The 6,915-nt window shown below is 57.9% G+C and carries 3 protein-coding genes; 1 reads left to right on the top strand and 2 read right to left on the bottom strand.

From position 1 onward, the window contains the following. Positions 1-481: hypothetical protein (locus tag VG146_11725; GenBank protein ID HEV2393018.1), on the bottom strand; the 481-nt coding region annotated here is incomplete at its 3' end. Between the two features lie 799 nt (positions 482-1,280). Here VG146_11725 and VG146_11720 point away from each other — a divergent pair. Further along, positions 1,281-4,046 carry a hypothetical protein gene (locus tag VG146_11720; protein HEV2393017.1) on the top strand — a complete coding sequence of 922 codons (2,766 nt, stop codon included), beginning with the start codon at positions 1,281-1,283 and terminating at the stop codon, positions 4,044-4,046. A 201-nt stretch (positions 4,047-4,247) separates the two neighbouring features. Here VG146_11720 and VG146_11715 read toward each other — a convergent pair. Next, a partial coding sequence (locus VG146_11715; protein ID HEV2393016.1) for a LamG-like jellyroll fold domain-containing protein occupies positions 4,248-6,915 on the bottom strand: 2,668 nt, incomplete at its 5' end.

The following is a 6,915-nucleotide window of genomic DNA, read 5'->3' as shown; positions in this document are numbered from 1 at the left end:
CATAAGCCACCACGGCGGCCCCTTGCGCTTGGAGCAATGCCCGGAACGAATTGTCGATCGGGCCGCGCGCCGGGACGATGTACGCGCCCGGGTCGCCCTTGGCCCGGAGCTGCTCGGGAATGGCCAGGTTGGCCGGCTCGCCTGTATCCAGGAGCGCGTTTTGGAGCAGAATGGCTTTGTCGCTTCGGGCCAGTGCGTCGAGCTTTTTGGTCGTATTGCTCAGCCGATAGGCCACCTGTGCTGAGGCGTGGGATTGGGCGGTTGCCGAGCTGGGATGGTCCGGCTGGCTCAACAGGCGCGCATTGGTCATCGCCGAAGGGGGCGCGGCAGTTTTGGGATCAGCCGAGGGACGGTTGGTTTGCGACAGCGACGAGGCCGCTTTCTTTTGAGCCGCCCACTCATCGCCCAGGCGCCAGAAATAGGCCGCCCCAAGGAAACACAGCAAGCTTATTGAAAGCCAAATCCAGGGTCGCCAGCGCATATTGCGGATTAAGTTAAACAAAAACCATTGAGAAAAGCCAGCGAAAGGTGAGACTTATCGATTTTGATTATTTAGATTGTGAAAGAACTGGACGCGTCCACGGCAGGGGTGACAAAGCTGATTCACGGAGCGGTTCTCGAATGTGACTCGACTCTTGTTTTCTTGTTTATGAGCCGTAATAGGCCGTAATAGGCCGTAATAGGCCGTAATGGGTGATTTCATCGGCAAATCCGAGGGCTCACCGCCGGACCGGTTTAGCGAGGACATGGTCTTATATGGAGGCCCCAAGCTAATCATGAGTGAAATGGCCATATTGGGTCGTCCTTGGTATTCTTTAGTTGGACCAGGGTTGACTAGGGTTGACCAGGGTTGACTTCACTTGACATTGCCCCGAGGATTGGGGCCGGGCTTTTGGCGCCAGCGGCGTGAGGGAATAGAAAATTGAGGAACGGGTCCGGCATGATTCGCCGGGCGGTACGCAGACCATAGGTCGAGGACACGGGTCCATTTCAAATTTTTCTGGCCAGGGGCCAAAAATAGTGGCGTGACCAGAGCGCAAGAGCGAGCAGGCGCTGGAGTATTTAGAAGCATAATCCAGGCCATTGCAAAGATAAGATACAACGCTGTTGGGTTACTTGAATTTCGGGAAACCCCCGAAACAGCCGCCGCAATCTACTATGCCAAGAGGCTCAATGAGGCAGGGCTAATGTCATGAAGGAACAGATTGCCCGCTACCCCCCGAATTGCCCTCTCGAATTGCCCTCGACTATTCGCCCAGGTACGGCAGAATTAATGCTGTATGGGTTTGAAACCTTCCCAGTCATCGACGACACCCCGCAGCGCCGGGTTCATTATCGTTTTCCTGCTGCTCATGGCGGTGTTGTTCGCGCTGTTCCATAACGAATTCCGCCCCGGACACACGCTCTTTTCGAATGACGGCCCCCTGGGCACGCTCATGTCGCAATCGCACCGGTTGCCCGACGGTTTTAGCGGCGGCTGGCAAGACCTTAACAGCATCGGCTTTCGGGAAGGGGGAGCCTGGCCCAATACCACCTACTTATTGCTCTGGGTGCTTGGGCCGGTGGGTTATTCCAAACTCTATGCCCCTATTGCGCTGTTCATTCTCGGGCTTGGCGCATGGTTCTTCTTCCGCCAACTGCGCCTGGCGCCCGTTGCTTGTATCCTGGGCGCCTTGGCCGCAACCCTCAACTCGGGCTTTTTCTCCGCCGCCTGCTGGGGGGTTGCCATGCACCCAATAGCCATCGGAATGAATTTCTTCGCGCTGGGCCTCTTGGTGGACACTTCGTCACCCCGTCGCTGGCTGCGGGTGGCCCTGGCGGGATTGGCAGTGGGCATGGGTGTGGCCGAAGGCGCAGATATTGGGGCAATCTTCAGCCTGTATGTGGCAGCCTTTATCATGTGGCAGGCCTGGACAACGGCCTCCGGAAAGGCGTTGACATCCCGGCTTGGAACTGGGCTAGGCCGAGTCGCCCTAGTCGCGGTGTTCGCGGTGTTCCTGGCGGCCCAATCCATGGTTGTACTAGTAGGCACCCAGGTCAAAGGCGTTGCGGGCACTCAGCAGAATACCCGCACAAAAGAGGAAAAATGGGATTGGGCGACCCAATGGAGTTTGCCCAAGCGCGAGACCCTGGGCCTGGTTATCCCGGGCGTGTTTGGCTACCGGATGGATACGCCTGATGGCGGGGAGTACTGGGGTGCCGCCGGCAGGGACCCGTCGTGGTATCGATATTACGCCAATGGAGAGCAAGGACCCAAGCCCGCCGGGCCGCTGCGTTTTACCGGCGGTGGCAATTACGCGGGAGTGCTGGTTGTGCTGGTGGCGTTGTGGGCGGCTTTGCAGGCCTGGCGCAAGAAGGAGTCTGCCTTTGCGCCAACTACCCAGCGATGGCTCAAGTTTTGGGTCTGGGCGTTCGTTCTCTCGTTGCTCCTTGCTCTTGGCCGATTCGCGCCTTTTTACAAGCTGCCTTATCTCCTGGTGCCCTTCTTTTCGACTATCCGTAACCCAGCCAAGTTCGTTCACCTGGTGAATTGGGCGTTGGTAGTGCTCTTTGCTTACGGCAGTCATGGATTATGGCGCCGTTACATGGAACCGGCCACAGCCGGTTCGGACATTGCCAGAAGCTGGTGGGACCGGCTGAAGGAGTTCGACCGGCGCTGGACCTTGGGATGTCTGGCTGCCCTGGGCGCGAGCGTGCTGGGCTGGTTGGTCTATGCCAAGAGCCAGGACCACATGATCGCTTACCTGCAGCAAGTTGGGTTCGATGGTGCCACGGCTGAGGCCATCGCCCGGTTTAGCGTCGGGCAAGTCGGCTGGTTCATCCTGTTCCTGGCAGTCGCGGTTGGTTTGATAACGCTCATCCTGAGCGGCGGCCTTCGAGGGCCTCGGGCCTTGGCGGGCGCAGTGTTGCTCTGCCTGTTCGTTGTAGTCGATCTAGGCAGGGCCAACGAGCCGTGGATTAAAGTATGGGATTACCATCAAAAATATGCGACCAACCCCATCCTGGACCGGTTGCGCGAAAAGCCGTATGAGCATCGGGTGGCCCTCCTGCCGTTTCGCCCGCCCACGGGGCTGGACTTGATAAACGAGCTTTACCGCATCGAATGGGCCCAGCACCAGTTTCTCTATTACAACATCCAGTCGCTGGATGTAGTGCAGATGTCCCGAATGGGTGAAGACCTGTTGGCCTGGGAAATGGCACTTCAGCCGACCAACACCGAGGACATGCCGCGCCTGTTGCTCAAGCGCTGGGAGTTGAGCAATACCCGCTATTTGCTGGGGCCTGCGGGATATTTGGAAGTGCTCAACCAACAGTTGGACCCCGCCCAGCGTCGGTTCCGCATTGCCGAGCGTTTCCAAATTGTGCCCAAACCGGGCATTGTCAGCCCCACCAGCCTCGAAGAAGTTACCGCCGAGCCGGCGACCAACGGCACATTTGCCTTGTTCGAGTTCACCGGGGCGCTTCCGCGCGCCAAGCTCTACGCTCATTGGCAGGTCGAGACGAATGATCAGGCCACATTGCACGAACTCGCCGGCGCATCGTTTGATCCCCAAACCACTGTGCTCGTGGCCGCCGGGGCGCCCCCACTGCCTTCGACAGCGGCAACAACCCAAAATGCAGGCGCCGTGCAGTTCACCAGTTACGCGCCCAAGGACATCGTGTTTAAGGCCGACGCCACGGCCCCTTGTGTGTTGCTGCTCAATGACCGCTTTGATCCGAACTGGAATGTTACTGTGGATGGCCAACCACAGAAGCTGCTGCGCTGCAATTATCTCATGCGCGGCGTTTATCTCGCGCCGGGCGCGCACCGGGTCGAATTCAAATTCCAGCCTCCGATGAACACGTTTTATGTGAGCTTGGCAGCCGTCATCGTGGGGCTTTTGCTCTGCGGGATATTGCCATTCATTCCAGGTCCATCCGAACCGGTCGATGATTCCGCCGTGCCGCTGCCCAAGCCGCAGACCATCACGCGGCAACCGGCCGCAGTGCCCAGCGTGAAGGCCTCAGGGCGCCGAAATCGCCAGCCGGCGGGGAAACAAGGATGAGGGATGAGGCGGCAGCCAGCACCCGGGGTTGGTTCCCGCTTCGTCGAGAGCGTTTCGCTCCATGGGCCACCAGCTCAGAAGATTGGCAGGCGCTGTGACGCAGACCGGAGCCGGCGCGACGGCCAGCGAAGCGTTGGAGCTTTGTATGGAGAAAGAGATGCCCGGCGCCTTTGAGGGACGCTCAACGCACCATTCCCCTTTTCAAGGCTTGTACAGCCTGTAAAACTTTGCATCGCCGGTAATGGGCATAACAAGCACATTCTGATTGCCGTTAATTGAGGGTGTAACGACGACATTGGTCCATTGGCTACTGGGTGGCAACCCGGGAGCCGCCGCTTGCAAAACGAAGTTCGTTGCCCACAAAGGCCATGCCAGAATGACATTTGTTGCGGATTGGGTGATAGCGACCGATGGGGTGAAATTGGACGGAATGAACGTCTCAAAGCTTACGGGCAATGCGTTCGCGGCTGCATCAGAGACTCCACGGGGGACAGGGGCATCTGAGAAAGCGGGTAATAACAACCCTGAGGCGGAGGGCGATGCAACAAAACTTACACGAAGAACCTCCAGGGTCCCCGCGGGGAATGTACTGCCCGTTGCCAGGGCCATTGCAAAACCGAGAATCCCGGCGCCCGCTTGATTGGTGTTTGCGTACACTGTGACCCCCTGGGCTCCCGTTCCCAGACCCGCCCCGGCGAAGGTGACGAGCGAAGGATCAAAGCTCAAACTGAACGCCAAGGCGTTTTCAACACCTTGAGCCGCCAGCGATATGCTCGCTGTAGCAGGTTGTCCAGGGCTAAGCTGCACTGCTGCTTCTTGCAAAAGCCGGACGTTGGATGGCCCCGGACCGGCCACTGCCATTGCGTTAGTCGGTCCGCCTGCAGCAGTCCAGGGGTCCAATCCGAAAGCATAGCGACCAGCCTGGACCCAATCGCTTACCGTTATGGCACCGTCTCCAAGCGTCGCGCGCGGCGCGCAATCGGCCCGTTGAAATTCAGCATCGTTCGCCGGATAATCCAAGCGCGCGACAAAGCGTCCCATTTGGAGCCAGTCCGCGACTTCAATTTGTTTATCGCCATTGGGCCTTGGAAAAACATCCCCCTCGAATCCGGTTACGGGGGTTATCGAAACGGTAGCGCCAGAATACGTGGCTGCCAGATTGTTCAGAGAAGAATCCAAAAGTTGCCGCGGCGTCGGCTGGTCTCCAAAAGCAATGGCTGTATTGGCCGTATTGGTCAAAGCAGCCACCGCAAATGTTATCTGGGCGACCTGTTGTGTGCCGGGGCTAAAGGTCTGGCCGCTCGACAGTGCCACAGCCAGCCCCAATTTCCCGCTATTGACCAGGCTGAGGTTGGGTATCAGCACGCCTCCCACAGCCCCGACACCCAACTCGGCGCCAGTCCAAACCATTTTCGTTGTGTCGAAGCTCACGCTGAAAGCGACGGCGTTTTCATTGCCATTCGCAGCGATTGTAATGGGCACTGTAACAGTGCTCCCAGCCGGGACATTAGCGCTCCCAAGCGTCTGGATCAGTGCCGGCGGATAAACGAGTGTCAATACGGCATTCGTGCTGAGGGCAATCCCTGCCTCGTTGGTCACGACCACTGAGTAGTTTCCTTGCTGGGCAAAGCTCGTTTTTGTCAGAGAGAGGGAACTTGCGGTCGCTCCTGCGATGACGTTCCCATTGAAGCTCCACTGGTAGCTCAAAGGAACGGAACCTCCGGCGGTGACACTCAGAGCCACATTCCCTCCAAGTGTGACCGTCTGATTAGTGGGCTGGAAAATGATGAAAGGAGCAATCGGTTGGTTGCACTTTCCCGATGCCGAGGCGTTGTATATGGCCTGTATCTCCGACATCGCAAGAGCCCGGTCGTAAATGGTGATCTCGTCAAGGGTGCCCCAAAATCCGCTGGTCAGGTCGTTGCCTTGCGCGCCAAGGGCCACGGGGGTTGAGAATACAAAACCGGGGTCGTATGCGGACGCAGGATAGGGCACTCCATCAACGTAAAAACTTACAATGTTACCGCTTTTCGTAACCGCGACATGATGAAACAGGGTGTCGTTGATAATCGGGCTCGATGTGACACTGCTCACCCCCACTTTTGTCAAAATCAAACTGCCACTATTATTCAAACCGAACCCGAAACCTGGCGGACCATAGGCGAGAATGAACCCTATCCCGGTGGCATAGTGAGTTGCGGCCGATGTGCTGGCCCGTTGGAGCCAGGCTTCGATAGTGAAGTTCTGCAATCGCAAATCGCTCGCCGCGGGAACCTGGACTGCTGATCCGTTGCCATCCAGGGCCAGTCCGAAGCCGGCCTCTCCGGGACCAAAAGCCGCATGGCCTGCCAAAACACCATTATTGCCTCCCACCTGATCAACGGCGTTGCTTTCAAATGCCCACCAGCTTATCAGGCCGGCCGGGGGGGTCACGCACGGCGGCGAAGGCTTAATGGTGAGAAGCGCGTTGGAACTGCTGATGAATCCAAAGGCATTGCTGACAAGAACACTATAAGTTCCACCTTGTGGCGGCGTGGGGTTCTCCAAGGTGAGCGAGGTGCTCGTTGCAGCAGGGATATTAGTTCCATCCAGGGTCCACTGGTATTCCAAGGGCAAGCCCCCTCCGGCGAGCACACTGAAGATTACGCCCTGGCCCTGAAAAGCGGTCTGATTGGTTGGTTGCGCGAGGATGTATGGAGGGATTGGGAGTGAACACTTTCCCGCTCCATCAGCGTTGTAGATCGCTTGAATCTCGCTCGACCCAAGAGCCCGGCTGTAAACCGTAACCTCATCAATTGTGCCCCAAAAGGCGCTCGTCAGGTCGTTCCCCTGCGCGCCGATAGCAGCAGGCGTGGAGAACGTGAAACCC

Source organism: Verrucomicrobiia bacterium (assembly GCA_035946615.1).
GTDB lineage: Bacteria > Verrucomicrobiota > Verrucomicrobiia > Limisphaerales > UBA8199 > DASYZB01.
The sequence above is the reverse complement of the archived record's forward strand: the minus strand, read 5'-3'. Positions and strand labels throughout refer to the sequence as shown.